Annotated in this window: 26 protein-coding genes; 14 read left to right on the forward strand and 12 right to left on the reverse strand. The window is 68.5% G+C overall.

Annotated elements, in window-relative coordinates:
* The first annotated feature begins 67 nt into the window (after positions 1-67).
* From NDR87_RS31930 to NDR87_RS31945, 4 genes are all read left to right on the forward strand, one after another.
* Positions 68-1,411, forward strand: a complete 1,344-nt coding sequence (locus NDR87_RS31930) for a hypothetical protein (RefSeq protein WP_251917563.1) — start codon at positions 68-70, stop codon at positions 1,409-1,411.
* A gap of 35 nt (positions 1,412-1,446) precedes the next feature.
* Positions 1,447-2,754 carry a serine hydrolase gene (locus tag NDR87_RS31935; protein WP_251917564.1) on the forward strand — a complete coding sequence of 436 codons (1,308 nt, stop codon included), beginning with the start codon at positions 1,447-1,449 and terminating at the stop codon, positions 2,752-2,754.
* Positions 2,755-2,885: 131 nt separating this feature from the next.
* The gene (locus NDR87_RS31940; protein ID WP_251917566.1) at positions 2,886-3,320 is read left to right on the forward strand and encodes a hypothetical protein; all 435 of its coding nucleotides are present in this window, start codon (positions 2,886-2,888) and stop codon (positions 3,318-3,320) included.
* A 62-nt stretch (positions 3,321-3,382) separates the two neighbouring features.
* Positions 3,383-4,549, forward strand: coding sequence for a thiolase family protein (locus NDR87_RS31945; RefSeq protein WP_251917567.1), 1,167 nt, complete (start codon positions 3,383-3,385; stop codon positions 4,547-4,549).
* Between the two features lie 417 nt (positions 4,550-4,966).
* On the opposite strand, the gene fadD32 is transcribed toward NDR87_RS31945, so the two are convergent.
* Together fadD32 and NDR87_RS31955 are read right to left on the reverse strand one after the other, a co-directional pair.
* Positions 4,967-6,838 (reverse strand): long-chain-fatty-acid--AMP ligase FadD32, encoded by a 1,872-nt coding sequence (gene fadD32 / locus NDR87_RS31950; protein WP_251917568.1) that lies wholly within the window; start codon positions 6,836-6,838, stop codon positions 4,967-4,969.
* Between the two features lie 99 nt (positions 6,839-6,937).
* Positions 6,938-8,182, reverse strand: a complete 1,245-nt coding sequence (locus tag NDR87_RS31955; protein WP_251917569.1) for a KasA/KasB family beta-ketoacyl-ACP synthase — start codon at positions 8,180-8,182, stop codon at positions 6,938-6,940.
* 334 nt (positions 8,183-8,516) lie between these two features.
* On the opposite strand from NDR87_RS31955, the gene NDR87_RS31960 reads away from it, so the two are divergent.
* Complete coding sequence (locus tag NDR87_RS31960) at positions 8,517-9,515, forward strand: acyl-ACP desaturase (protein ID WP_251917570.1); 999 nt, start codon at positions 8,517-8,519, stop codon at positions 9,513-9,515.
* Positions 9,516-9,971: 456 nt separating this feature from the next.
* Complete coding sequence (locus NDR87_RS31965) at positions 9,972-10,136, forward strand: hypothetical protein (RefSeq protein WP_251917571.1); 165 nt, start codon at positions 9,972-9,974, stop codon at positions 10,134-10,136.
* A gap of 98 nt (positions 10,137-10,234) precedes the next feature.
* Here the strand turns inward: NDR87_RS31965 and NDR87_RS31970 are convergent, their stop codons facing one another.
* On the reverse strand, positions 10,235-10,951 hold the full coding sequence (locus NDR87_RS31970; protein WP_251917572.1) for a VIT family protein: 717 nt from the start codon (positions 10,949-10,951) through the stop codon (positions 10,235-10,237).
* A gap of 64 nt (positions 10,952-11,015) precedes the next feature.
* Between NDR87_RS31970 and NDR87_RS31975 the strand changes: the two genes are divergently transcribed.
* The 4 genes from NDR87_RS31975 (at position 11,016) to NDR87_RS31990 (ending at position 13,030) form a co-directional block, all read left to right on the forward strand.
* Positions 11,016-11,261, forward strand: a complete 246-nt coding sequence (locus tag NDR87_RS31975) for a hypothetical protein (protein WP_251917573.1) — start codon at positions 11,016-11,018, stop codon at positions 11,259-11,261.
* A 120-nt stretch (positions 11,262-11,381) separates the two neighbouring features.
* Positions 11,382-11,564 carry a hypothetical protein gene (locus NDR87_RS31980; protein ID WP_251917574.1) on the forward strand — a complete coding sequence of 61 codons (183 nt, stop codon included), beginning with the start codon at positions 11,382-11,384 and terminating at the stop codon, positions 11,562-11,564.
* A 12-nt stretch (positions 11,565-11,576) separates the two neighbouring features.
* Positions 11,577-12,494 carry a helix-turn-helix domain-containing protein gene (locus NDR87_RS31985; protein WP_251917575.1) on the forward strand — a complete coding sequence of 306 codons (918 nt, stop codon included), beginning with the start codon at positions 11,577-11,579 and terminating at the stop codon, positions 12,492-12,494.
* Positions 12,491-13,030 (forward strand): dihydrofolate reductase family protein, encoded by a 540-nt coding sequence (locus NDR87_RS31990; RefSeq protein ID WP_251917576.1) that lies wholly within the window; start codon positions 12,491-12,493, stop codon positions 13,028-13,030. The genes NDR87_RS31985 and NDR87_RS31990 overlap by 4 nt, the downstream gene beginning before the upstream one ends.
* A 12-nt stretch (positions 13,031-13,042) precedes the next feature.
* Here NDR87_RS31990 and NDR87_RS31995 read toward each other — a convergent pair whose 3' ends face one another.
* Positions 13,043-13,540 carry a CGNR zinc finger domain-containing protein gene (locus NDR87_RS31995; RefSeq protein ID WP_251917577.1) on the reverse strand — a complete coding sequence of 166 codons (498 nt, stop codon included), beginning with the start codon at positions 13,538-13,540 and terminating at the stop codon, positions 13,043-13,045.
* A gap of 25 nt (positions 13,541-13,565) precedes the next feature.
* Between NDR87_RS31995 and NDR87_RS32000 the strand changes: the two genes are divergently transcribed.
* Both NDR87_RS32000 and NDR87_RS32005 read left to right on the forward strand, forming a co-directional pair.
* Positions 13,566-13,739, forward strand: coding sequence for a hypothetical protein (locus NDR87_RS32000; protein ID WP_251917578.1), 174 nt, complete (start codon positions 13,566-13,568; stop codon positions 13,737-13,739).
* A 150-nt stretch (positions 13,740-13,889) separates the two neighbouring features.
* Entirely contained in the window at positions 13,890-14,282 is a 393-nt protein-coding gene (locus NDR87_RS32005) for a hypothetical protein (RefSeq protein WP_251917579.1), read from the forward strand.
* Here the strand turns inward: NDR87_RS32005 and NDR87_RS32010 are convergent.
* The 6 genes from NDR87_RS32010 to NDR87_RS32035 form a co-directional block, all read right to left on the reverse strand.
* Positions 14,279-14,551 carry an Ada metal-binding domain-containing protein gene (locus NDR87_RS32010; RefSeq protein WP_251917580.1) on the reverse strand — a complete coding sequence of 91 codons (273 nt, stop codon included), beginning with the start codon at positions 14,549-14,551 and terminating at the stop codon, positions 14,279-14,281. The genes NDR87_RS32005 and NDR87_RS32010 overlap by 4 nt on opposite strands.
* Positions 14,548-15,273, reverse strand: a complete 726-nt coding sequence (locus NDR87_RS32015) for a 2OG-Fe(II) oxygenase (RefSeq protein ID WP_251917581.1) — start codon at positions 15,271-15,273, stop codon at positions 14,548-14,550. Before NDR87_RS32015 ends, NDR87_RS32010 begins: the two co-directional genes overlap by 4 nt.
* The gene (locus NDR87_RS32020) at positions 15,263-15,748 is read right to left on the reverse strand and encodes a methylated-DNA--[protein]-cysteine S-methyltransferase (RefSeq protein WP_251917582.1); all 486 of its coding nucleotides are present in this window, start codon (positions 15,746-15,748) and stop codon (positions 15,263-15,265) included. Before NDR87_RS32020 ends, NDR87_RS32015 begins: the two co-directional genes overlap by 11 nt.
* A gap of 184 nt (positions 15,749-15,932) precedes the next feature.
* The gene (locus tag NDR87_RS32025) at positions 15,933-16,352 is read right to left on the reverse strand and encodes a DUF6098 family protein (protein ID WP_251917583.1); all 420 of its coding nucleotides are present in this window, start codon (positions 16,350-16,352) and stop codon (positions 15,933-15,935) included.
* A complete protein-coding gene (locus NDR87_RS32030) occupies positions 16,349-17,803 on the reverse strand; it encodes an ornithine decarboxylase (protein ID WP_251917584.1) in 1,455 nt (484 codons plus the stop codon). The genes NDR87_RS32025 and NDR87_RS32030 overlap by 4 nt, the downstream gene beginning before the upstream one ends.
* Positions 17,804-17,852: 49 nt before the next feature.
* Positions 17,853-19,313, reverse strand: coding sequence for an NAD(P)/FAD-dependent oxidoreductase (locus NDR87_RS32035; protein ID WP_251917585.1), 1,461 nt, complete (start codon positions 19,311-19,313; stop codon positions 17,853-17,855).
* 70 nt (positions 19,314-19,383) lie between these two features.
* Between NDR87_RS32035 and NDR87_RS32040 the strand changes: the two genes are divergently transcribed.
* Positions 19,384-20,394 (forward strand): AraC family transcriptional regulator, encoded by a 1,011-nt coding sequence (locus tag NDR87_RS32040; protein ID WP_251917587.1) that lies wholly within the window; start codon positions 19,384-19,386, stop codon positions 20,392-20,394.
* Here NDR87_RS32040 and NDR87_RS32045 read toward each other — a convergent pair.
* Positions 20,348-21,382: a hypothetical protein gene (locus NDR87_RS32045; protein WP_251917588.1), complete on the reverse strand. Its 1,035-nt coding sequence runs from the start codon at positions 21,380-21,382 to the stop codon at positions 20,348-20,350. The two genes, NDR87_RS32040 and NDR87_RS32045, sit on opposite strands and share 47 nt — an antisense overlap.
* Before the next feature lie 82 nt (positions 21,383-21,464).
* Between NDR87_RS32045 and NDR87_RS32050 the strand changes: the two genes are divergently transcribed.
* Positions 21,465-22,070: a TetR/AcrR family transcriptional regulator gene (locus NDR87_RS32050; protein WP_251917589.1), complete on the forward strand. Its 606-nt coding sequence runs from the start codon at positions 21,465-21,467 to the stop codon at positions 22,068-22,070.
* Between the two features lie 16 nt (positions 22,071-22,086).
* Here NDR87_RS32050 and NDR87_RS32055 read toward each other — a convergent pair whose 3' ends face one another.
* On the reverse strand, positions 22,087-24,621 hold the full coding sequence (locus NDR87_RS32055; RefSeq protein ID WP_286014279.1) for an ATP-dependent Clp protease ATP-binding subunit: 2,535 nt from the start codon (positions 24,619-24,621) through the stop codon (positions 22,087-22,089).
* Positions 24,622-24,676: the final 55 nt, after the last annotated feature.

Below are 24,676 nucleotides of genomic sequence, written 5' to 3' on the forward strand. Positions count from 1 at the left end.
TTGACAGCCGTTCCGATCGGAACGAATATTGACTAACCAGATGGTACGTCTTTGATGGAGGAACGCCATGTCGGTTGTCGACAGCGGAACAGTGAAATCGGCCTCCTCCCCGGGTGACGGCCTACCGCCGCTCGAACTCACCGAAAAACAGCGGTCCGCCCTGGCGAGGCTGGCGGAATTCCCGCTGCTGGACGCCATCTACGGCCGACGTTCGCGGCGCTTCCCGGTCGGCGGGTCGATTCCCGCGGGACCGCTCGCCTTCACCAGTCGCAAACCACCGCAGCCGCTCGGCGATCTGGAGCGCGCGGTGGTGCTCAATACGGTCGCGGGCTGGACCGGCTGGCATTTCGGCATTGCCCATCACCCCGGCTACGCCCCGGCCTGGCCCAACTACAACGGCTCGGCCACCGGCCGCACCTTCGGCTCGGCGGCCGGGTTCCACACCAGCGAATTCTTCTTCACCGACGATTCGGGCACTTATTTCCTGCCGACCCGGGACGCGGTGCCCGACAAGGTATACGCCGAGGGCGAAGGCGCGACCGAGGCGCAGTTGAACAACCTGCTCGCGCGGGTGGTCAAGTTGTCCGACGAACGCGTTCACATTCCGCGCGAGGAGCCCTACCTCGAGGGCCACAACACCTGGATCGCCAATTACCCGGGCTCGTTGCTGGTGATCCCGGTGGCCGATATCGCCCAGCAGACGCTGGCCAATATCGCGTTCTTCACCCAGAACGGTTTCGCCATCTACGACGATGTGCACGACCGCCCGATTCCGGGCATCGAAAAATACCGGGACCGTTTGCGTTTCACCGATCCGATACCGCTGACCTTCGTCGAGCAGTATTCGCTGACCGAGGCCACGGCCGAGCTGATGGCCGCGGTGCACAACGGCCATCTGCTGCTGGGCGCGATGGGTCTGGGCGGCTGGACCTTCGACGGCATCGACCGGTTGACGATGCTCGGAGCCAGCGGCCGCCCCGACATTCCCGGCCTGGGCTTCCGCTACGACACCGATCCGCGCTGGGCGCTGCCGAATCCGACCGGCCTGCCCGGCGTCTTCGAGGCCAGCTGCCGCCCGCATCACGCCTCGATGGCCGATGCCGTGGACGCTCTGGCCGAACGCAAATTCGGCCCCGGCGGCCCGTACCACCCGGCCACCCCCGGCCCCTTCGCGGACAATCCGAGCGTGCGCGCGGCGGCCGCCCCGTGGGACCGGCGCTTCCGGGAATTGCTGTCACTGCAGGCGACCTATATCGATGAGACCTTCGGCAAGTTCCCGGGCACCGTGCCGACCATCTGGATCATGAACTACCTCCAGGCGCAGCACATCGATCTGGACTTCTACGACACCATCGCGACCGACCAGGGATACCTGTCGACACATCGCGACCATCAACGTCTCTGGCACTGACGGCCCGAGCACCACACCCCTCAGGAGCAAGGGCCATGTCCCGTACCATTTTCCGGCTCGTCGCGGTGGCCACCACCATCACGGCCGTCACGCTTCCGGCGGCGCAGGCGGTCGCCGCACCGGCGAACACCTCGATACCCACTTGCGCCGAACCCGGACCGGGCCAGGACTTCGCCGAGCGATCGCCCGCCGAGCTCGGATTCGGCCCCGGCCTGACGGCGGCCCTCGACGCCGTGCACGCGCAGCGGCCACAGAACGTCACGATCAACGTCTATCGCAACGGATGCCGCGTCTACAGCACCGGACCGCAGACCAATGCCATTGCCACGCAGAGCTTCTCGGTCGCGAAGTCGGTGAGCGCGATGGGCGTCGCCCGCGCGATCCAACTCGGCGCACTGACCCTCGACAGCACCGTGGGACAGTTCGTGCCGCAGGCCGACCCGGCCCATGCGGCGGTCACCGTGCGCGATCTGCTCACCATGACCGGCGGCGAGGCCTACGACGTGACCCGCGATTACGGCACCGTATACGTCGACAACCTCGACGATTGGCTGAGTCGTCCGATCGTGCACGCACCCGGCACCTACTACCAGTACGACCAATCCCTGCCCGCGGTTCTCAACCGCCTGGTGGCCCGCGCCGTGGGCACCCCCTTCCGCGACTTCGTGCGCACGGAACTGTTCGAGCCCCTGGGCATCGGCGACGACGAATGGAAGTGGCTGCCCTCCTCCGACGGAGACGTCGCCGGGTACTGGAATCTGTACACGACCGCACCCGTGTACGCCCGGCTCGGCGAGCTCATGCGGCTGGGCGGGGCGTGGAACGGGCGGCAGCTACTGGCCCCGGCGTTCATGGCGGCGGTGGCGAGGTCCTCGCCCGCCAACGGCCACTACGGGCTGATGTTCTGGACGAACGCGGGCGACTGGGGCGTGACGCCGATGACCTTCCAGGATCGGCGAATCATCCACGGGCCCATGGTGCCCGGCGCGCCCGGCACCCTCTACGGCATGTGGGGGATCCTCGGCCAGCGGGTGATGATCGACCCGGCGACGGGAATCGTCATCCAGGCCAGCGGCGACGAACTCTTCGGTCGACGCGATCCGATCGATGCGGTACTGAACCTGTGGGACGGCGAGGTCCGGCTGGACTGGGAGCTGACCCAGGCCGTGTTCACCAATACCGTTGATCCGCAACCGCTTCCGCCGACGCCCTATCCGGGCGAATTACCGCACGGCTGGCGCACCGACCAGGGCCTGCTGCATACGCTGTTTCATCCCGAGCAGCTACTCGGCATCACCGACCCGACCCGCGAGATCCTGGAGTGGCTGCAGGGCGGGCGCTGACGATCCGCCCCGAATCGTCGCCCGTCGTTCAGCTTCCCCTGGTATGAACACCGCCGTCGCGATCCGCGGAATGCGGACCGGCGGCAGGTGTCGCATGCCAGACTGAGCGGAGGGGGACCGAGGAGATGGCCATGGCCCGTGCGGTGGCGCCGGTGTCGCGGGGCGAGGGAGTGTCGACCCCGCCGGAGGAGGGCGACTCCTATCAGGAGCGGCTGGCCAAATACTTTCCCATCGAGACCAGCGGCCCATATCTCGCCGCGTCGGCGGCCGTGACCGGCATGACCGACCCGCATACGACCGCCCGCACCGTGTGGATGCTGGTCATCTTCGCGGTCTTCGGCCTCGGCACGATCCCACTGCTGCTCAAGCAGTATCCGAAGACGAAATATCGGCATCGGTGGCTGCCTGTCGGCTTCGGTGTCGGCGCGTTCGTCATCTGGGCGTATTCGCTCGGCGCGCTGCCGATGGAACTGGGCGTCTACAGCCCGATCGCGGCCGTCGTGCTGCCGATACTGTATGGATTCGGGGCTAACTTCAGTCCCTCGAAAGCCGACGCAACCCCCTGACCAGAGCGCGAATCCGTGTTAACTTAAATCGAATCAGCAGTCCTGATCCGATCGGAGTGACCATGAGCTCGGCCGTCATCGTCGACGTCGTTCGCACACCATCCGGCAAGGGCAAGCCCGGCGGTGGACTCGCCGGTGTCCATCCGGCCACCCTGCTGGCCGGGGTGCTGTCGGAGCTGGTGAGCCGCAACGACCTGGACCCCGCCCTGGTCGACGACGTGATCGCCGGATGCGTCACCCAGAGTGGGGAGCAGGCGTTCAATATCGCCCGGACCGCCGTGCTGGCCGCGGGATTCCCCGAGGCCGTCCCGGCGACCACGGTGGACCGCCAGTGCGGATCCAGCCAGCAGGCGGCCCATTTCGCCGCCCAGGGCGTACTCGCCGGGGCCTATGACATCGCCATCGCCTGCGGCGTGGAGTCGATGTCGCGCGTGCCGATGTTCTCCAATGCCCGGGGCGCGGACGCCAACCGCGGACCCATCGCCCATCGGTATCCGGAAGGCCTTGTGCAGCAGGGCATCTCGGCGGAAGTCATCTCCGCCCGCTGGAAGCTCGATCGGCCCGTGCTCGACGAGTTCGCGGCCCGCTCGCACCGCCTGGCCGCCGAGACAGCGGCCGCGGGCGGATTCGCGAACGAGTTGGTTCCCGCGGGCGAACTCACCGCCGACGAGACGATCCGTCCGACCACCACGGTCGAGGGCCTGGCCGGACTGAAGCCCGCGTTCGTCGACGACGACTACGCCCGGCGCTTCCCGGAGATCGACTGGTCCATCACGCCCGGCAATTCGTCGCCGCTCACCGACGGCGCGTCCGCCGCGCTGATCATGAGCGAGCAGGCGGCGAAGCGGCGCGGCCTGCGCCCGCGGGCGCGCTTCCATGCCTTCGCCGTGACCGGCGACGATCCGCTGCTCATGCTCACCGCGGTGATCCCGGCGACCCGAAAGGTGCTGGCGCGCGCGGGATTGTCCATCGCCGACATCGACGCCTACGAGGTGAACGAGGCCTTCGCCCCGGTGCCGCTGGTGTGGCAGCACGAACTGGCCGCCGATCCGCAGCGGCTGAATCCGCGCGGCGGCGCGATCGCCCTCGGCCACCCCCTCGGCGCCTCCGGTACCCGCATCCTGGCCACCCTGGTCAATCACCTGGAACAGACCGGCGGCCGCTACGGCCTGCAAACCATGTGCGAGGCGGGCGGTCTGGCCAACGCCACCATCATCGAGCGGCTGTGACGGACGCCGGGCGAGCGGCTGTCCTGTTCTATCCCGAGGGCTGATGGGTCGAGCGACGGCAGCTGTCGGGGACCAGATGTCCTGCCCGAACGAGCGCGTCGTAGGCGGCGCGCTTGTTCCGGCAGCAGTCGGTCGAGCAATCGGTGTGCATCTGCATCACCCGGTGTGCACGTTCCACGGACAGCGGCCCGTCGGGCGCCGAATGTGCCGTCAGTGCAATGAAATCCGCTATCGAATACTGCATGGCAAGCCCCCTAGTGTCGATGGAACACCAACCATGTCCGTAACTACACAGTAGCTCGGTAGCAGCCGGTCGCCGCAGGACAAAGGCCGGACACCTCGGTGCCCGACATCCGTCGCCGGTCCTGCGGCAACTCCGGGTAATCGCTGGTCGGAATGCCTTTCCCAGCTACCTTTTCAATCCGCGGCGTCCGGAAAGGCCTGCTGGCGATGGCCGCCGCGCAGCGTGCCCTCCAGATAGGCGGCCTTGCAGGCGCGCCGGGCGATCTTGCCGCTGGAGGTTCGCGGGATCGACCCCGCCGGCACCAGCAGCAGATCTCGGACCGTCACGCCGTGCCGCTTGGCGATCGCCCCGCGCACCGCCTCCGCGACCGGCTCGGGATCCAACTTGGCTGCGCCGGTATTTCTTTCGGCGACGATCACCAGTTGCTCGGAACCCGGCGAGGCGCTGCCCCGCACCGGCTCGGGCAATTCATCGGCGGCCACGGAGAACGCGGCGACGAAGCCGGGCCGCAGCGCGTTCGAGGACTCTTGCGCCGACATCTCCAGATCCTGCGGATAGTGATTGCGCCCGTCGACGATCACCAGATCCTTGACCCGGCCGGTGATGTACAGCTCACCGTCGTAGTAGGCGCCGAAATCCCCGGTGGCCATCCAGTTCGCGTCCGGCGCGGTGCCTTCGGCATGACTGCCCGAGGGCTGGCGCGAGGTCAGCCGGTTGTGGAAGGTCGCCTCGGTCTCCTCGGGCCGCCCCCAGTAGCCGATGCCCATGTTCTGCCCGTGCAGCCAGATCTCGCCGACCTCGCCGTCGGTCCGCTCGGCCCCGGTCGCCGGATCCACGATGACCGCCCACTGCGAGCGCGCGACATAGCCGCACGACACCTGCGCCACGGCGCTGTCGGCATCGGAATCGACCTCGACCATATGCCCGGCGCCCAGCTGGGTCCGGTCGACATAGACCACCTTGGCCTCGTCGTCACGGCGGGTGGCCGAAACGAACAGCGTCGCCTCCGCCATGCCGTAGCAGGGCTTGATGGCGTTCTTGGGCAGCCCGAACGGCACGAAGGCGTCGTTGAACTTGCGCATCGACGTCACCGAAACCGGCTCGCTGCCGTTGATCAACCCGATCACATTGGACAGATCCAGGCTCTCGCCCGGCTTGGGCAACCCGCGCAGGGCGGCGTGCTCGAAGGCGAAATTCGGTGCGGCGGCATAGGTCCCGGCACCGTCGGAGGCGGCGGCCAGCTCCTTGATCCAGCGGTACGGGCGGCGCACGAAGGCGCTCGGCGACATGATCGTGATGAATTTGCCGACGATGGTCGGCAGGATCACGCACAGCAGGCCCATGTCGTGGAACATCGGCAGCCACGTGACCCCGCGCGCGTTCTCGACCAGGCCGAGCGCATCGATCATCTGCAGCAGGTTGGTGCCCACCGATCGATGGGTGATCTCGACACCGGCGGGCACGCGCGTGGACCCCGAGGTGTACTGCAGATAGGCCACGCTGTCGATATTGATGTCCGGCCGCACCCAGCTCTCCCCCACGCTGTCCGGAATCGCGTCCACGGCGATGATGCGCGGGCGCTGCGAGGCGGGTAGGTCGCGGAAGAAGTTCCGCACCACCGCCGCCGAGGAGCTCGCCGTCAGGATCGCCGCGGGCTGGCAGTCCCCGAGCACCGCGTGCAGGCGGTCGGTGTGGCCCAGCTCCTCGGGATCGAACAGCGGCACCGCGATATTGCCCGCGTACACGGCCGCGAAGATCGACACCACGTAGTCCAGGCCCTGGGGCGCCAGGATCGCGACACGATCGCGCGGACTGGTCACCTGTTGCAGGCGGGCCGCCACCGCGCGCAGCCGCACGCCGAACTGACGCCAGGTCAGCTCGTGGTACTCCCCGTCGCGTTCGCGCGAATAGTCGATATAGCGATAGGCGAGCTCGTCACCGTTCGTCGTGCTGTGCCTGTCGACGAAGTCGATCCAGGTCGAATCATCCGGGATCGTGATGTGGCCGTGCTCGTCCAGATAGTCATCGTAGGTCTCGCCGATCATTCCCTATCCTTTTTCATGCACGCCGCTGGGACCGTGCAATGACACCCGATACAGATCGACACCGAAGTCCGAAGAGTAGCAGCGCTTCGGCGGAATTGCTCAATATCGCCCGAAAGCCAGCGACACGTTGTGTCCGCCGAAGCCGAACGAGTTGTTGATGGCGTAATCGATTCGGCCGGGCCGCGCCTGACCCTTGACGATGTCGAGATCGACCTCCGGATCCTGATTGTCCAAATTCAATGTAGGCGGCACGATGCCGTCGCGAATGGTCAGCACCGTCAGCACCGATTCCAGCGCGCCCACCGCGCCGATGGAATGGCCGAGCGCCGATTTCGGGGCGTATACCGAGGCGTGGCCACCGACCGCGCGGGCGATCGCGCGGGCCTCGGCGGTATCGCCGATCGGGGTCGCGGTGGCATGGGCGTTCACATGGCCGATATCGGTCTTCGACAGCCCCGCGGTCTCGATCGCGCGGGTGATCGCCCGCGCGGCGCCCTTGCCGTCCGTCTCGGGCGCGACCAGATGGAATCCGTCGGAGGTGATCCCCGCGCCCATCAGCCGCGCGTGGATGGTGGCGCCGCGCGCCCTGGCGTGCTCCTCGGTCTCGATCACCATCATCGCCCCGGCCTCGCCGAAGACGAAGCCGTCGCGGTCGGTGTCGAACGGCCGCGACGCGTGCTTGGGATCGTCGTTGCGGGTGCTCATGGCCCGCATCATGCTGAACGCCGCGATCGGCAGCGCCTGGATCGAACCCTCCACCCCGCCGGTGACGACCACGTCGGCATCGCCCATGACGATCATCTTCCAGGCGTTGGCGATCGCCTCGGAGCCGGATGAGCAGGCCGAGACCGGGGTGGCGATACCGGCTTTCGCGCCCAGTTCCAGGCCCACCACCGCGGCGGCGCCGTTCGGCATGATCATCGGCACGGCATTCGGCGGCACATGCTTGTAACCACCGTTCTGCATCTTGTTGGCGGCGTCGATGAGGATCTCCGCGCCGCCCAGACCGGTGCCGATCGATACGCCGAGCCGCTCGCGATCCACGTCCGGACTGCCCGCGTTGCGCCACACCTCGCGGCCCAGTACGAGGGCCATCTGCTGGACATAGGAATACCGGCGCGCCTCCTCCTTCGCAAGGCTCGCGTCGGGCTTGACCTTCAGATGTCCGCCGATGCGCACCGGCAGCTCGAACCGGTCGATGAAGGCGTCGTCGAGAACGTCGATGCCGCTCTCGCCGTTGAGTAGTCCCTTCCACGTGGAGTCGACATCCCCGGCGATCGACGTGGTCGCCGCGAGGCTGGTCACGACGACGTCGGGGTAGCTCCTACGGCTGCAAATCGTCATTCTCGGCTCTCTTTCGGTGGCAACACTGCGAGCAGGGGCAATACTGCGGCGAATACAAGCGGGAGTGACATCCACGGCACACCGGAAACGTCCTGCGCAGCAGGCGCTTTGGTGCCGGTGACCGAGCCGTCTAATACTACTTCAGCAGGAGTTCGGTCCTCTTTATTGCGACGCGCCGTCCTGCCTCGAACGCCCGGCCGAGGCGGGACTACATTATCGGGGCGTACCTGACCGGCCGAACTCTGTGACACGCAGCAATCCGGTCGCTAATGCACTGTACCGGTTTCTCCCCGCATCGTCTCAATCGCCATCCGTATCGAGGAAAGGCAGCACCGTGGCCAGGAACCTCACGCAGCTCGAGTTGCTGCTCGAGCTCGAACCCGTCGCCGAACAGAACGTCAACCGGCACTTATCGATGGCCAAGGAGTGGCATCCCCACGACTACGTGCCGTGGGACGAGGGCCGCAACTACGCCGCCATGGGCGGAATCGACTGGGACCCCGAGCAGTCACAGCTGAGCGAGGTCGCCCGCGCCGCCATGATCACCAACCTGCTGACCGAGGACAATTTGCCCTCCTACCACCGCGAGATCGCCGAGAACTTCTCCCAGGACGGCGCCTGGGGCACCTGGGTCGGCCGCTGGACCGCCGAGGAGAACCGGCACGGCATCGTCATCCGCGACTATCTCGTGGTGACCCGCGGTGTCGATCCGGTCGCGCTGGAGAACGCCCGCATGGTGCACATGACCAACGGCTACAGCGCCATGCGGCTGATCCGGGAGGGCGGCGGCACGCACCGGCTCGTGGACGTCAGCGCGGGACTGCTGCATTCGGTCGCCTACGTGACCTTCCAGGAACTGGCCACCCGGGTCAGCCACCGCAACACCGGCAAGGTGTGCAACGACCCCATCGCCGACCGCATGCTGCAGCGCATCGCCGCCGACGAGAACCTGCACATGATCTTCTATCGCAATATGTGCGGCGCGGCCCTGGATCTGGTGCCCGACCAGGCGTTGGAGGCGATCACCGACATCGTCTGCAACTTCCAGATGCCCGGGGCCGGAATGCCCGATTGGCGGCGCAACGGCGTGCTGATGGCCAAGCACGGGATCTATGATCTGCGCCAGCATCTGGAGGAGGTCGTACTGCCCGTATTGCGCAAATGGAATGTATTCGAGCGCAATGACTTCGGTTCCCGGGGCGAGCAGGCCCGCCACCGGCTCGGCGAGTTCCTGGAGCGGCTGCAGGGCGACTGCGCGCGGTTCGAGGAGCAGCGCGACCGGGCGCTGGCGCGGGAGGCGGCCCGGCGAGACCTGGTGGGCGTCAAGGGCTGAGAGACCGTACCGCGCGGCCGGTCGACGGGGCGTTTTCCGGCCGCGACCGGGAATTCGGGCGGATCGGCGCTATACCCGCCGCGTCCGGGCGGATTTGGGCCCGTCGAGGCCCATTTCCCCCGGCCGCGGGTCATTTCCACGAACCGGTCGCCCGACTGTCCCGGGCGGTGGGCACTTTCGCGATTCGAGGGTGGGCGGGCCGGGGGCGGCGGCACCCTCGCCAACACATTTCGCCACGTCGGGGCCGCATTTGCCTGTGCTCGAGGGTTATTGCGGCCGCGGCGCGGCGCGGGCGGATCACATGCGTGTTAGCTGATTGTGGACTGGGTACTCGGGCGACCGGTTCGCCGGTATCCGGAAGCTTCTGCGCCTTCGAGCATTTCGAATTGGTCTCGACCCGTAATGGAGTGGCAGAACACATTGCCAGAAGATTGCCGTAAGGGCACACTGGGATGCATGACTGCAGTACCCCACGCGGCTCGCGCCACCGTCCGGAAATCCGGGCCGGTGACCGTGGGCGCACCCACCGCCAACGTGCACATCCGGTTGCGGATCGACGATCCGGAACGGCAGGCCAAGCTGCGCACCGCCCTCGAGCGAATTCAGCTCGGCAACCACTGATTTCACCGACCAGTCGATCGCGCGTCCCCGGGGTGAGTCTGCGACATCCCGGAGCGCTTCTCGCCCGGCCAGGTGAAAATTCTTCTCGACCGACCGACTCAAACAGCGATTCCGACCAGATGCCCGACAAGATATGTCGTGGCCATCGCGAGTGCCCCGCCGACGAGGACCCGAATCGTCGCGCGCCACACCGGCGCCTCGCCCAGTCGGGCCCCCACGGCACCGGTGACCGCCAGCGCCGCCAGCACCGCGGCGACGGTCACCGGAACCCGCACCGCGGGCGGGGCCAGAATCGCCAACAGCGGAAGTAGCGCCCCGAGCGTGAACGACAGCGCCGAGGACAGTGCCGCCTGCCACGGATTGGTCAGATCGCTCGGGTCGATGCCCAATTCGGCCTCGGCGTGCGCGGTGAACGCGTCGTTCTCGGTGAGCTCCTCGGCGACCTTCCACGCCGTCGCGGGCGAAAGCCCCTTGCCCTCGTAGATCGCCGCCAGCTCGGCCAGCTCCTGCTCCGGCATCTCCGCGAGCTCGCGCCGCTCCACCGCCAGCACCGCCCGCTCGCTGTCGCGCTGTGTACTCACCGATACGTACTCCCCCAGTGCCATCGACACCGCCCCCGCGGCCAGCCCCGCCACCCCCGCGGTCGCGATCACCCCCGCACTCGTCGTGGCCGCCGCCACCCCCACCACGATTCCGGCCACCGACACGATCCCGTCGTTGGCCCCCAGCACCCCCGCCCGCAACCAATTCAACCGCGCCGCAAGTCCATTCCCGTGCGGCTCGGAATGCGCGACAACGCCCTGCTCACTTTGCACGCCCCCCAACCTAACGATTTACGGCGCACACTTCCAGCAAAGCAAGCCTCAGCAAAATAAGGTAATGCATTGCAAGCCAAGGCTTTACAAACCTAACCCGCTCCCCCTCGGCAACGGCAAATCGGTGGCCGAAAGCTGTTATCTCAGGCCATTATTGGCATCCGTGAAGGAAAGACTCGAAGTGATCAGCGCCGCGAACGAGCGGATCGTCGCCGCGGGCGGCAATCGCGATCCGATCGGGCGCGAGGTCCGGATCGGCGATCCGGTGCGGGCCGCCGTGGCCGACCATGCACGCCGAATGCGCCAGTGATCGCGCGGGACCGCCCGGAGTTGGTGGGCGGATACCGGGCGCGGTGGCAACGCGGGCCGAGCGGGTGCTCGAGGTCGCGGGCGGGTATCGGCGGCTCGTGCTGGGGGCCTGGGATGCGGGGTGTTCGGCAATGATCCGACCGTGGTGGCCGGAACCTTCCGGCGGCTGCTGGACGGGCAGTTCGACGAGGTGGGCTTCGCGATTCTGGATCGCGCGCCGGGGGCAGTGCGGGCGACATTCGAGTCCCTCTTCGCCCGATCGGACTGCGCAAGAACTGTCAAGCGGTGCGGCTGTTCGGCGTAGCAGACTCGTCTCGTGACGAACGGACGGGACAGGCTGCGAGAACTGCTGGACGCGGTGCTCGACGAGGGGAATATGACGCTGGGGGAGATGGCGTCGGATGTCTATGCCTCGCCCTATCATTTCGCGCGGCAGGTGGCCAAGGGGGCCGGGGAGGCGCCGGTGGCCATGCGGCGGCGGGTGCTGCTGGAGCGGGCCGCGTGGCAGTTGAGCAACGGCGACAGCGTGACCGACGTGGCGTGGGCGGCGGGGTACGACTCGGTCGAGGGGTTCAGTCGTGCGTACAGCCGGGCGTTCGGGCATCCGCCGAGTGCGACGCCGGCGCGGCCGAAGACCCGATGGTTGCCCGCGGTGAACGGAATCCACTTCCACCCGCCGATGTCGCTGTGGCTGGAGGGGGAACCGCGCGGGCGGCCCGATATGGATCCGACGTCGGTGCTGGTGCACCACGATCTGGACGACACCCGAGAACTGCTGCGGCTGGCAAGGGGGCTCGACGAGCAGAGCTACCGGCGCCGGCGCGGCACCGGCACGGTCCTGGCCTGGGACGGACCCGAGGATTCCATCGCGACGGTGCTCGATCTGCTGATCTGGACCAAGGAGGTCTGGCTGGCCTCGATCGAGGGTTCGGATCAGCCCGAGCGTCAACCGGACGACCTGCCCACGCTCACCCGGCGACTGGACGAGGTGGCCCCGCGCTGGCTGGACACCGTGCGCGAGATCGATCGGCGCCGCGGCTGGGGCGACCGGCTCATCGATGCGCTGTGCGAGCCGCCGGAGAGCTTCGTACTCGGCAGCGTCCTGGCCCACATCCTCACCTATTCGGCGTACCGGCGCCTGCTGGCGCGGCAGTGGCTGCGCGCCGAACTGCCGACCGATGCCGTGGAGCAAGGCGATCCCATCATGTGGCTACGAAGGAGAGAACATCCATGACCCGCACCATCTACTACACCGGCGTCACCCTCGACGGCTTCATCGCCACCCCCGACCACTCCCTGGACTGGCTGGTCACCCGCGACAACGACCCCGACGGCCCGATGGGCGTCAACATCTTCCTGCCCACCATCGGCGCGATCGCCATGGGCGCCAACACCTATCAGTGGATCCTGGACCACCACCCCGACGACCCCTGGTTCTACAGCGTCCCCTCCTGGGTGCTCACCCACCGCACCTTCCCCGAACGCACCGACGCCGACATCCGCTTCACCCAGGAGCCGGTGCCCGCCCTGCACAAGCAGATGACCGAACTCGCGGGCGACCGCGACATCTGGCTGGTCGGTGGCGGCGACCTGGTCGGCCAGTTCGCCGACCACGGCCTGTTGGACGAGGTCTGCGTCAGCATCGCCCCGGTGACCATCGGCGCTGGCGCCCCGCTCCTGCCCCGCCACCTCGAATTGAACCTGACCGAACTCGTCCGCAACGGCGAATTCGCCTGCGCCCGCTACCAGGTCGTCCCCAGCAAGTCCTGACCCACACCCCGCTCACCCCGCCCGCCGCCGATGCTCCGCCACGTGCACCCGGGTCGAGCAGCGGGTGGAGCAGAAGCGGCGGCGGCCGTTGCGGGAGGTGTCGATGAAGACCAGGCGGCAGCCGGGGCGGGCGCAGCGGCCGATGCGGGTGGGGGCCTCGCAGAACAGGGTTGCCAGACCAGCGGCGGTGTAGGCCCGGACGCGCTCGTCCATCGGATCGCCCTCCCAGGCGAAGTGCAGGTGGGGAGGGCGGTTGTCGTGGGTGGAAATGTATGGGCGCGAGGTGGTCTCGGACAGCAAGGTGTTCAGGGCCTCGACCGTGGGGGCGGTGAAGATCTCGTCCAGGCGGCGGACCCACTCGCGCAGGCGGGATTCCTGTTCGGCGTCGAGGGTGGTGATGGGGCGGTAACCGAAGTCGTCGAGCAGCCGGATGAGGTCCGCGTCCGGCTCGGCATTGACCAACAGCGCCGCCAGTTCCGCCGCGGCGCCGCCGTAAGGGTTGAAATGCATTGAGCAATTACAGCAGGGTGGATTCATGTCCGCCACCTGTCCCACGTGCTCCTGGTCCACCCCGACGGCGATCTCCGCGCACGGGTCGGTGCGCTATCTGCGCTGCGTCTGCGGGCGGTGGCTGATCGTGGAGAACGACCAGCTGGTCGCGGCCGTGGGCGCCAGCGCCTTCGCGTCGCCGCGGAGACCCCCGCGTTGACGGCTTGTCGCGCCACGTCCGGCGTGGGCTATCCTGCACCTCTACACCGAACCGATTTCAACCGTGGCTTAACGGTTTTGGCTGGATAACGGCGCGGTTGCCAAAGGGAAGCCTAGAATCTGCGGCACTGACTGGAAAGGGCTCCGCAGTATGGACGCGGTCATCACGGAAGTCGCCGTAGAGGGTAAGCGACTCATCGACGAGGCGTGGCTGGGCAAGATCACCCGCGACCAGGCGGTGCATTTGTTCGTCCAGGTCGGCGACGGTCTGGTGGAGTACGAGACCGCCGAGGACATCGTCGACGACGGCCTGGCCTGGCTGGACGCCCATTCCACCCGACTGCGCGTGCTGGGCTGGTGCGCGCTGCTCGAACCGCCGGTCTTCGGCGCACTGGCCATCCTGGGCGTGGTGACCGGCGATTTCGTCGCCGCGGCCGTGGCCCTGGTGCTGCTGGTGGCGCTGCAGTACATCCACCGCCGCTTCACCCCACATCCGACGCCGATCCGGCGCAGGCATCGGGCTCGATCCCCACAAACGGACTAATCACCCGAAACGGATTGCGCCCGTTCTTGTTTCCAGCGCCGATATTCCGCGCGCAGGCAGACCGCGCAGGGACGGTATCCGGCGGCCACGGCCGTGGCCGCGTCCGCGAAGAACACCCGATTCGCCGCATAGCCTCCGCGCGCCAGCGCCCGCAGCGCCGAGGGGCAATCCAGCCGCCCGTAGATCCGCAACCGCCGATGCCCGCCGAGCGCGCCCGGATCCGCGCTGCGATATGGCCTTCCGTCCGCGCCGATCAGGATGTACCTCACGCGTCGTGGAAGACCAGGCCGAGCGTGTGTCGCCGCCCCGAACGCACCGTGCTCACCCCGTGCCGCATCGGCGCCGCCGACCAACCCCGCGCACCGCGCACGGGCCGCTCACGCGTGGTGAAGATCAGGCCGTGCCCCTGCGGCAGCAGCGCCGCCGCACCGCGGGACTGGGCCCGGGGCCGCTGTTCGACCATGAGGAACTCCCCGCCGGTGTAGTCGACGCCCGGTACATCGAGCCCGACGACCACCTGCAGCGGGAAGATCATCTCCCCGAACAGGTCCCGGTGCAGCGCGTTCCAGTCGCCGGTCCCGTAGCGCAGCAGGATCTGCGCCGATTTCACCTGCCCGGCCCGATGGCACAGCTCGATCCACTCCGCCAGCCGCTCCGGCCACGATCCGGGCCGCCCCAGCCGCCCGGCCCAATCCCGGGCGATGGGAAGCAGTTTCGGATAGAACGCCGCCCGCAGCTCACCCACGATCGCGGGCAGGTCGTGGGTGAAGTAGCGGTACTCGCCCGAACCGAAGCGGTGCCGTGCCATGTCGACCGTGGTGCGGAACAGCTCGTCGCGGCCGTACAGCCCGGCCAGCCGACGGCATTGGTCCGCGTCGAGCAGCGGGCCGGTCAGGGCGTGGCCGTGGTCGTCGAGTTCGGCGCCCAACCGGTCCCAGTCCTGTTCGGCGACCCGGGCCGCGACACCGGCGGGGGCGGTCTCACGCGACATGTTCCAGCTCCAGCAGCTGCCGCTTGCGCTCCACTCCCCCGGCGTAGCCGGTGAGCGAACCGTTGGCGCCGATCACCCGGTGGCACGGGCGCACGATCAGCAGCGGATTCGCGCCGATCGCCGCGCCGACCGCCCGCACGGCCGCGCGCGGCGCGCCGATGCGCGCGGCGATCTGGCCGTAGGTGACGGTGCTGCCGTAGGGGATCTCGTCGAGCGCCTGCCACACCTGGCGCTGGAAATCGCTTCCGACGCCATCGTATTCGATATCGAAGCGGGTGCGCTCCCCGGCGAAGTACGCGCGCAGCTGCTCGACGATCCCGGTGAACGCCTCCGGCCGCTCGACCCATTCCGCGCGCACCGCCCGCCCCTTCCCCCCGGCCATCGACAGCGCGGTCAGCACCACCGCGTCCCCGGCCTGCTCCCCGACCAGCAACAGCTCACCGAGGGGGCTATCGATCGTGGTGTACACGCTCATCACGAATCCTTCCGTCGCTCTCGTCGCGTTTCCACCACCCAATCTGCCCCACCCCCACCCGCACCACCGGCGGAAATCCGCCATCACGCTCGGGCCTGCCGAAGCCACGCACCCCTTCCCGCCCTTCGCACCCGTTCCGGGCGGCCGGAACGGGTGCGAAGGGCGGGAAGGGGTGCGGCTGGGGTCAGTCGCGGGAGTCCCGGCCCACCTGGAAGCGGTCGTGGTAGACGCGCTGGGCCTCGTCGATCACGCGGTCGGCGATGCGCGCGACCGGTTGGACGTCGGTGACGATCGGCTCGTGATCGGGTCCGTGGCCGACCTCGCGCCCGGCGAGCAGCCAGCCGAACCGGCCGCGCTCGACGGCGAGTTCGGCGTACTTGCACAGCCGCCGCGCCACCCAGTCGCGCGCCGGGCGCGGCCACCACGGTTCGGGGCCGAGCGTGGTGACCGACAGGCCGGGCAGATCCACCTCGGCCTCGTAGTCGCGGCTGGGCCCGGCTTCGGCATCGGCCTCCGGTCCGTGCGAATACCGAAGGTAGAGCGGTTGTTCGGTGACGACCTCGGTCAATTCGTCCAATGTCTCGACGACGGGCAGATCACTCATCGCGCCACGACTCGCAGGGTGTTCAGCTTCGGATCGGCGGGGTCGGGCACATTGAGCCCGGCCTCGAGACCCGTTCTCAGATAATCGATTACGGCCCGATCGATCAGCTCGCCGGGCACGATCACCGGGATGCCGGGCGGATACGGCGTCACCTGTTCGGCGGCGATGCGCCCCGGCGCCTGCTCGATCGGCACCGCCTCGCACGGGCCGAAGAACGCCTCGCGCGGCAGCATCACGGTCTCGAGTTCCAGATCGCGTGGCGAGGGCAGCGCGATCTCGTGCGGCGCAGGCTCTTTCAGCTGGGTTCGCCAGGCGATGAGCGCGTCGACCAAGGCATCCACCGTGGACTTGTCGTCGGCCATCGACAGCGTGGCCAGGGTGCGCCGATGGTCGCTGTGCCCCATATCGATGTGCCGGTGCTCGCGCAGCCAGTCCGCGACTTCGTAACCCGATGCGCCGGTGGCGGATACATCCATCAGCACCTGCAGCCGGTCCAGATCGTGGGAGGCCTCCACACCGAGCAGCTGATCTTCCATCACCTCGATGCCGGGTATGCGCGAGAGCGCCGTGCGTGCGTGCCGCGCGGTTTCCAGTGCGGCGCTGAGCAATTCGGCGCCGTGCTCGACCATCTGCCGCCGCCAGCCGTCGATCGCGGCGTACAGCAGCACATTCGGACTCGTCGTCATGAGCAGATCCGCGCACAGCTTCAACTTGCCGCGGTCCACCAGATCGCCCTGCACGTGGAACACCGACCCCTGTTCGAATCCGGCGCCCATCTTGTGCACGCTCACCACGCAGACATCCGCGCCCGCGTCCATCGCCCAGGTCGGCAGGTCGGAGTGGAACGGCAGATGCGCGCCCCACGCCTCGTCCACGATGAGCGGCTTCCCGCGCTCATGACAGATCTCGGCGATGGCCTCGATATCGGCGCAGGTGCCGTACGGACTCGGGCTCACGATCAGCGCACCCGCCGCATCGGGATGACGCTCCCAGGCCTCGCGCACCTGCTGCGGCGAGGGCGGATGGGAGAAGTGCCGCTCGGCGTCCCAGCGCGGTGGCACCCAGTGCGGCTGGACGCCGGAGAAGATGAGCCCGGCGGTTACCGATTTGTGGCTGTCGCGGCCGAGAATCAGCCCGCCGTCGTGCCCGGCCACGGCCATCATGGCCGCCTTCACCGACAGCGAGCTGCCGCAGGTGGAGAAGAAGGCCATCTCCGCGCCGACCGCATCGGCCATCAACTCCTCGGCGTCACCGAGGTAGTTGCCGCGCGCCAGCCGGTCGTCCAGGCCCGGACCGGCGAGAACGTCTACTGCCAGCGCGCCCCCGAGCACGTCGAGTACGCGCGGATCCGCACCGCGACCCTGCCGGTGCCCGGGCGGGGTGAACCCGTACCGCCCGAGGCGCTGGTAGTCGGCCAGTGCTTCCAGTACCGGTGCACGTGAATGGTCCACACAGCGCGCGTACCCCGAATCGCGCTCAGCACACCTCCGGCATCCGAAATCAGACGCGCTCGAGCACCGCCGCGCGCCGCACCGGCCGCAGCGTCCGGTCCAGATTGGTGCGCAGGGCGGTGGCGGAGTCGAGCAGATAGTTCTGCCGGACCTTCCACGGGTGACGCCCGCCCTGGCGCGGGAAGTCACCGATCGAACGCTGGATATAACCGGAGGCCAGATCCAGCAGCGGCCGCTCGTCGAGGCGGCCCTCGGGTTGCGGGGCCACGGCCGGATAGCCGCGGCGGTCCAGGTGGGCGAGCACCTTGCAGACCAGTCGCGAGGTCAGATCGGCGCGCAGCGTCCAGGAGGCGTTGGTGTAGCCGATGCAGATCGCGAAGTTGGGCACCCCGGACAGCATCGTGCCCTGCCAGACGAAGCGCTCGGACAACTTGACCGGCTCGCCGTCCACCGTGAGCGAAATGCCGCCGAAGGCAAGCAGTTTCAGTCCGGTCGCGGAGACGACGATATCGGCGGGCAGCACCCGGCCGGACCGCAGCCGGATCCCCTCCGGCACGAAGGTGTCGATGTGATCGGTGACCACCTCGGCCTTCCCCTTGCGCATCGCCTTGAAGAAGTCGGCGTCCGGCACGGCGCACAGCCGCTGATCCCACGGGTTGTAGTCGGGGGTGAAGTGCTCGGCGACCAGCGCCTCGTCCTTCAGGATGCGGGTGGTGAGCCCGGTCAGCAGCCTGCGGGCGGCCTCGGGGCGACGGCGGCAGTACTGGTAGAAACCGACGCTGAACAGGATGTTCTTGGTGCGGATCACCCGATGCGCGAGCGCGGGCGGCAGCAGTTCCCGGATGCGATCGGCGTATTTGTCCCGGCCGGGGACCGCCGAGATCCAGGTGGGGCTGCGCTGCAGCATGGTCACCCGCTCGGCATCGGCGGCCATGGCCGGAACCAGGGTGACCGCGGTCGCGCCACTGCCGATCACCACGACCCGCTTGCCCGCGTAGTCCAGATCCTCCGGCCAGAACTGCGGATGCACCATCCGGCCCGAAAACGATTCCACCCCGGGAAATTCCGGTGCGTGCCCCTGGTCGTAGTCGTAGTAGCCGGTGCAGCTGTACAGGAATCCGCAGGTGAGGGTGCGCCGCTCACCGCCCTGGTCGACGGTCAGCGTCCAGCACGCGTCGGCGCTGGACCACTCGGCGCCGATCACCTTGGCGCCGAACCGGATGCGCTTGTCGATCCCGTGTTCGGCGGCCGTCTCGGTGATATAGCGCAGAATCGAGGGCCCATCGGCGATGGATTTGGCGTCACGCCACGGCTGAAACGGATAGCCGAGGGTGAACATATCGGAGTCGGAACGAATTCCGGGGTAGCGGAACAGATCCCACGTGCCGCCGATCGAATCGCGGGCCTCCAGGACGGCATAGCTCTTGCCGGGCAACTCCGTCTGCAACCGGTAGGCGGCGCCGATTCCGGACAGTCCGGCGCCCACGATGACGACGTCGAGATGTTCCATGGCTTCCAGTGTGCTGGGTCACCCTCGGCGCTTCTTGACTTCACGCGACAAGTATTTGACTCTGGACGACATGTCGGTGATTCGCTCGGCCGGGCTGCGGGGCTTTCGGGCCGCCGTGGCCGAACTGGGCGGCAATGCCGACGAATTCGCCGCGCTGGCCGGGCTCCCGGCCGCGGCGCTGGACGCCGACGATCTGCTGGTCTCCGATCAGGCCGTGGCCACCGTGCTGGAGATCGCGGCCGATCGGCTGGGGTGCCCGGATCTGGGCCTGCGCATCGGGGCCCGGCAGGACCTCGGCATGCTGGGGCCGCTGGCGCTGGCCATCCGCACCTCGCCCACCCTGGCCGACGCACTGGAGTGCACCTCCCGCTACCTGTTCGTCCACGCCCGATCGCTGAGCCTGACCCTGGAACCCGATCCGGACGGCGATCCCCGATTGATCGCGCTGCACTACGGCGTGCCGCCGCCCCCGCCGGTGCAGGGCACCGATCTGGGCCTGGCGTTCCTGCACCGGGCGATTCAGCGCCTGGTGGACGGCCCGTACGCGCTGCGTTCGGTGGATCTGCCCTACCGGCCGCCCGCGCCCGCGGAGGTGTACGAGGAATTCTTCGGCGCCCCGGTGCGTTTCGAGCGCCCGGGCGCACTGCTGCGGGTGCCGCGCACGCTCGCCGCGCACACGCTGGCGGGCGGGGACGAGACGCTGCGGCGGCTGGCGATGGCATTCCTCGCCGAGCAGTCCGCGGACGCGGGCGCGTCCATCGTGCCCCGGGTCAGCGCCGCGGTGCGCCAGCTGCTCGGCACCACCGCTCCCGAAATCGCCGCCGTGGCAAGGCTGCTCGCACTGCACCCGCGCACCCTGCAGCGCCGGTTGGCCGCGGCGGGCACCTCGTTCGCGGGGATCCTGGACGAGGTACGTCGCAGCGAGGCCCGCCGCTACCTCACCTCGACCGACCTGCCGATGAGCCAGGTCGCCTCGCTCATCGGCCTGTCCGAGCAGTCCACCTTCACCCGATGCTGCCGCCGCTGGTGGGGCGTCACACCGTCGACCGTGCGACGCGATCCGAGTCGCGTCCGGACCTGATCCCGGCCAGCGCGGCGAAGGCCGCCTTCGGCTCCTGCCGTCCGACCGCGACATCCAGCACCTTCATCAGACCCGGGCTCGCCAGATCCAAGTCCTCGCGCGGGGCGTCGCGATGCGGCAGGTCGTAGCGGGCGAAGCAGTACCAGAACGCGGTGTCGACGCCCGTGGCGTCGAAGATGGCGAGCAGTTCGGTCAGATGGGCGGCCTGTGCGGCCTCGTCCCGCTCGTAGTCGGCGTCCAGGCGCACCGGGTCCGCATCCCATTCGACGACATCGAAGCCGCGCGGTCCGCGATCGGCCGCACCGCGGTAGGTGGCGCAGCCGAATTCGGTGATGGCCACCGGCTTTCCCTGCTTCGCCCCCTGTGCGACGAAGGCCGCGATCTGGTCCCGGTAGTTCGACGCCAGCTCCGGGGATCGGTATCCGGCGTCAGTGGCGAGGATGTCGAACGGAGTCCAGTCGACCTGTTCGTGGGGCAGGCACGCATAGGTCACCCTGCCGCCGAAGTGACTGCGCACCAGTTCGGCGGCGCGGTTTAGAAAGTCGTTGAGGCGCTGTGGGATTCGCTCCCGAATCGGCGCACCGTCCGGTCCGAACAGCCGCGCGGCGCGCTCGGGAAGCGTCGCACCGGGCACGTAGCCGAGCAGGAACAGGCTCAGCTCCGCGCCCACCGCCAGCACCACCTCCGCACCCCGAATCCGCAGCGCCTCCGCATGTTTCGCGCAGTCGGCGAGCAACTCGAGCAGCTGCTCCTCGGTGATCTCGTTCACGAACGGGCACAGCCACACCTCCAGGCCCGCCTCCGCCGCCAGCGAGGCGGCCAGTTTCAGCCGGTCGACATGGCCACCGGTGATCCGGACCGCGTCGCAGCGCAGCTCGTTCGCGATGATCTCCAGCTCCCGGCGCACGATCTCGGGCCGGAACGGCTCATGGGTGCTGGTGCCCTGGTTGATGTAGCCGGTGTCGTAACAAACGCCGATCGCTCGCATCGGCCGCCTCCTTCGTCCTTAAGGTACCTCCCGTACCTTATGGACGACGATAAACGAACCGGAACGGTACCCACAAGGTACGATGAGTACCCTGATGAGCGAGACGAGAAGGCCGCGGCGACGCGGCGCGATCCTGGAACAGGCCATCCTGCGCGCGGCGGTGGACGAACTGCTCGCCTCCGGCTACCCGGGCATGACCATGGACGGCGTGGCCCGCCGCGCGGGGACCAACAAGAACGCCATCTATCGTCGCTGGCCCAGCCGCGCTGCCCTGGGTGTGGCCGCCTACCGCCAGCTGACCAGCACCGAGCTGCGCATCCCGGATACCGGTGCGCTGCGCACGGACGCCCTGGAGTTGTTGCGGCGGGCCAACTCCCACCTGGCCTCACCGCTCGGCGAGATCCTGCGCGGACTGCTGGCACACGCCGCCGACGATCCCGAACTGCTCGATCGCCTCCGGGACCGGTCCGGCGATGCGGAAATCCGGCCCTGGCTGACGATCCTGGAGCGCGCGGTCGGCCGCGGCGAGGTCGCCGCGGCCGCGGTGCGTCCGCGCGTCGCCGCCGTGCCGATTGCCCTGCTGCGCAACGAATTCGCGAGCCACGGCGTCACCAGCGTGCGCGAGGAGGTGCTCGTCGAGATCATCGACGCCGTCTACCTGCCCCTGCTGCGCGGCTACGGTTCGTGAATCGGCGAGCGGCGCGTCAGTTCTTCGTCTTCCCGGATTTGGCGGTGGCGGACTTCTTTGCGGCCTTCCGGGCGGGTTTGCTGCCGTTGGTCGACAGCGCCTCGGTCTTGCCGGACTTGGTCACCGCCTCGACGAGCAGACCGTTGGCGTCGGCGTCGACGCGCACCGTGTCCCCGGGATTCAGCTCGCCGCCGAGCACCAGCTTGGAGACCCGATTCTCCAGCTCCCGCTGCACCGTCCGGCGCAGCGGGCGGGCGCCGAACTCGGGCTGATAACCGTTGTCCGCCAGCCAGTCCCGCGCGGTATCGGTGACGTCGAGGACGATGTCCTGGGCGTGCAGGCGGCGGCGCGGGCCGTCCAGCACCAGATCCACGATCCGCCGCAGCTGCTGTTGGTCGAGGCGGTGGAAGACGATGGTCTCGTCGATGCGGTTGAGGAATTCGGGTCGGAAGTGCTGTTGCAGCCGCTCCATCAGGCGCGGGGTGATGGCGTCCACGTCACCGGCGGGGGCGCTCAGGATCAGATCCGAGCCGATATTGCTGGTCATGATGACGATCGTGTTCTTGAAATCGACCGTGCGCCCCTTGGCATCGGTGACCCGGCCGTCGTCGAGCAGTTGCAACAGCACGTTGAACACGTCCGGATGGGCCTTCTCGACCTCGTCGAACAGGATCACCGAATACGGTTGGCGGCGCACCCGATCGGTGAGCTGGGCGGCGTCGTCGTAGCCGACGTAGCCGGGCGGCGCGCCGACCAGCCGGGACACCGTGTGCTTCTCCTGAAACTCGCTCATGTCGAAGCGGATCATCCGGTCCTCGTCGCCGAAGACCGCCTCGGCCAGCGCCTTGGCCAGCTCGGTCTTGCCGACGCCGGTCGGACCGAGGAACAGGAACGAGCCGATCGGTCGATTCGGATCCTTCAGGCCCGCCCGCGCCCGGCGCACCGCCTCCGCCACCGCGACGATGGCCTCCTCCTGCCCGATGACCCGCCGGTGCAGCACGTCTTCCAGCTGCAGCAGCCGCTGCTTCTCCTCGACGGTCAGCTCCGACACCGGAATTCCGGTCTGCCGCGACACCACCTCGGCGATATCGTCGACCAGCACCGTGGGCGACTCGTCGTCCTCGACGTGGTCGACCCGCTCCTGCGCCGCGCCGATCTGCGCCTTGAGCCCGTCGGCGCGGGCGTAGTCCTCGGCGGCCACCGCGGCGTCCTTCTCCCGCTCCAGCCGCGCCAGCTCCTCCCTGGCCTCGCGCAGCTGCGGTCCGGGCATGCGGGCGCGCAGACGCACCCGCGCTCCGGCCTGATCGATCAGATCGATGGCCTTGTCCGGCATGAAGCGGTCGGTGATGTAGCGATCGGACAGTTCGGCCGCGGCCACCAGCGCCTCGTCCGGGTAGTGCACCTGGTGATGCTCCTCGTAGGTGTCGACCAGCCCGCGCAGGATCTCGATGGTGTCCTCGACCGACGGTTCGGGCACCAGCACCGGCTGGAAGCGCCGTTCCAGCGCCGCGTCCTTCTCGATGTAGCGGCGGTATTCGTCGATGGTGGTGGCCCCGATGGCGTGTAGCTCGCCGCGGGCCAGCGCGGGCTTGAGCAGATTGCCCGCGTCCATCGAGCCCTCGCCGCCGGATCCCGCGCCGACGATGGTGTGCAGTTCATCGATGAACAGGATCAGCTCATCGGAGTGCGCGCGCACCTCGTCGAGGATCTTGGTGAGCCGCTCCTCGAACTCACCGCGATACTTGCTGCCCGCCACCAGCGAGCCGACATCCAGGGCGACGACCCGGCGACCCGCGAGGGTGCTCGGCACGTCGTCGTTGACGATCCGCTGCGCCAGCCCCTCCACGATCGCGGTCTTGCCCACGCCCGGATCGCCGATCAGCACCGGATTGTTCTTGCGCCGCCGGGACAGGATCTCGATGGTCTGCTCGATCTCCTCGGCCCGCCCGACCACGGGATCGACCTTGCCCGCGCGGGCGTCGGCGGTGAGGTCGCGGCCGTATTCGTCGAGGGTGGGGGTGTCGCTCGGCTTCTTCGCCCCCTCGCCGACCGGCAGCTTCGCACCCGAGAGCGCCTGCGCCGCGGGGCTGTCGGAGTTCGCGGCGATGCCGAGCAGGATGTGCTCGGGACCGATATAGCTCGCCCCCGACTCCGCGGCGCTGCGCTGGGCGTTGCGCAGCGTCAGCTTGGCGGCGGGGCTGAGCGCGAGACCGCCGTCGGCGGCCCGGCCGGGGGCCTGCTTGGCGGCGTGTTTGGCGGCCGCGCGCATCTGGTCGGCGATCTTGTCCGGATCGAGCTCGAGCTGGGCGACCACACCGCGCGAGGGCTCGACCTTGCTGGCCGCGTAGAGCAGATGCTCGGGGGTGATCTCGGCGCTGCCCCACTTCTGGGCGGCCGCGCGGGCCTCGGCGATCAGGCTCTTGGCGTTGTCGCTGAGCAACCGGCCCAGATCGGTGCGCTGCACCGGCGGCTGCGCGGTCATGCCGGGACCGAAGAAGCGAGTGAAGATATCGTCGAACGTCCCGAACGAATTGGGCCAAGCTGCGGTCATGGACACCACCTCGTCTGGTCTGCGTCGCTGCTGCGGCGCGCTGGCAGGTTCAGGT

The sequence above is a fragment of the Nocardia sp. CDC159 genome, from assembly GCF_023740735.1.
Taxonomy (GTDB): Bacteria; Actinomycetota; Actinomycetes; order Mycobacteriales; family Mycobacteriaceae; genus Nocardia; species Nocardia pulmonis.

What these genes read in the sequence shown, in the direction of transcription:
- NDR87_RS32000 (WP_251917578.1), top strand. Translation starts at nt 13,566, where the DNA reads ATGTCCGCCACCTGTCCCACGTGCTCCTGGTCCACCCCGACGGCGATC.
- NDR87_RS32045 (WP_251917588.1), bottom strand. Translation starts at nt 21,382, where the DNA reads ATGCGAGCGATCGGCGTTTGTTACGACACCGGCTACATCAACCAGGGC.
- NDR87_RS32020 (WP_251917582.1), bottom strand. Translation starts at nt 15,748, where the DNA reads ATGAGCGTGTACACCACGATCGATAGCCCCCTCGGTGAGCTGTTGCTG.
- NDR87_RS32015 (WP_251917581.1), bottom strand. Translation starts at nt 15,273, where the DNA reads ATGTCGCGTGAGACCGCCCCCGCCGGTGTCGCGGCCCGGGTCGCCGAA.
- NDR87_RS32035 (WP_251917585.1), bottom strand. Translation starts at nt 19,313, where the DNA reads ATGGAACATCTCGACGTCGTCATCGTGGGCGCCGGACTGTCCGGAATC.
- NDR87_RS32040 (WP_251917587.1), top strand. Translation starts at nt 19,384, where the DNA reads ATGTCGGTGATTCGCTCGGCCGGGCTGCGGGGCTTTCGGGCCGCCGTG.
- NDR87_RS31935 (WP_251917564.1), top strand. Translation starts at nt 1,447, where the DNA reads ATGTCCCGTACCATTTTCCGGCTCGTCGCGGTGGCCACCACCATCACG.
- NDR87_RS31945 (WP_251917567.1), top strand. Translation starts at nt 3,383, where the DNA reads ATGAGCTCGGCCGTCATCGTCGACGTCGTTCGCACACCATCCGGCAAG.
- NDR87_RS31930 (WP_251917563.1), top strand. Translation starts at nt 68, where the DNA reads ATGTCGGTTGTCGACAGCGGAACAGTGAAATCGGCCTCCTCCCCGGGT.
- fadD32 (WP_251917568.1), bottom strand. Translation starts at nt 6,838, where the DNA reads ATGATCGGCGAGACCTACGATGACTATCTGGACGAGCACGGCCACATC.
- NDR87_RS31990 (WP_251917576.1), top strand. Translation starts at nt 12,491, where the DNA reads ATGACCCGCACCATCTACTACACCGGCGTCACCCTCGACGGCTTCATC.
- NDR87_RS31965 (WP_251917571.1), top strand. Translation starts at nt 9,972, where the DNA reads ATGACTGCAGTACCCCACGCGGCTCGCGCCACCGTCCGGAAATCCGGG.
- NDR87_RS32055 (WP_286014279.1), bottom strand. Translation starts at nt 24,621, where the DNA reads ATGACCGCAGCTTGGCCCAATTCGTTCGGGACGTTCGACGATATCTTC.
- NDR87_RS32005 (WP_251917579.1), top strand. Translation starts at nt 13,890, where the DNA reads ATGGACGCGGTCATCACGGAAGTCGCCGTAGAGGGTAAGCGACTCATC.
- NDR87_RS31975 (WP_251917573.1), top strand. Translation starts at nt 11,016, where the DNA reads ATGCATTGCAAGCCAAGGCTTTACAAACCTAACCCGCTCCCCCTCGGC.
- NDR87_RS31995 (WP_251917577.1), bottom strand. Translation starts at nt 13,540, where the DNA reads ATGCATTTCAACCCTTACGGCGGCGCCGCGGCGGAACTGGCGGCGCTG.
- NDR87_RS32025 (WP_251917583.1), bottom strand. Translation starts at nt 16,352, where the DNA reads ATGAGTGATCTGCCCGTCGTCGAGACATTGGACGAATTGACCGAGGTC.
- NDR87_RS31940 (WP_251917566.1), top strand. Translation starts at nt 2,886, where the DNA reads ATGGCCCGTGCGGTGGCGCCGGTGTCGCGGGGCGAGGGAGTGTCGACC.
- NDR87_RS32050 (WP_251917589.1), top strand. Translation starts at nt 21,465, where the DNA reads ATGAGTACCCTGATGAGCGAGACGAGAAGGCCGCGGCGACGCGGCGCG.
- NDR87_RS31955 (WP_251917569.1), bottom strand. Translation starts at nt 8,182, where the DNA reads ATGACGATTTGCAGCCGTAGGAGCTACCCCGACGTCGTCGTGACCAGC.